Source organism: Pseudoalteromonas rubra, assembly GCF_005887115.1.
In the GTDB taxonomy this organism is placed as follows: domain Bacteria; phylum Pseudomonadota; class Gammaproteobacteria; order Enterobacterales; family Alteromonadaceae; genus Pseudoalteromonas; species Pseudoalteromonas rubra_F.
The window spans coordinates 1-282 of sequence record NZ_PNCJ01000160.1 but is presented as its reverse complement, the minus strand read 5'-3'; the positions used below and the strand labels follow the sequence as shown (position 1 = coordinate 282).

Below are 282 nucleotides of genomic sequence, written 5' to 3'. Positions count from 1 at the left end.
CGTTGACGGATTGCAGCAGTGGCGTCATCTAATCCATGCTGTAAATGCTTTGCGTGAGATAAAAACACTTCACCTTCCTGAGTCAGCGCTAATTTTCGGGTGGTGCGCGTCAAAAGTTGTATGTTGAGCCGCTCCTCTAACATTTTCACTCGGCGACTAATTTGCGCAACCGAAGTATTTAACTGAGTTGCAGCCCCACTAAATGAGCCATTACTTGCGACCGCAACAAACTCATCAATGCCAATCCATCTATCCATTATTACATATACGTAAAAGTCTTTA

1 protein-coding gene is annotated in these 282 nt (G+C 44.0%); it reads right to left on the bottom strand.

Annotation, left to right across the window (positions count from 1 at the left end; genetic code table 11):
- The coding region (locus tag CWB98_RS23580) for a LysR family transcriptional regulator (protein ID WP_138546983.1) at nucleotides 1–257 on the bottom strand (257 nt) is incomplete at its 3' end.
- Nucleotides 258–282 lie beyond the last annotated feature (25 nt).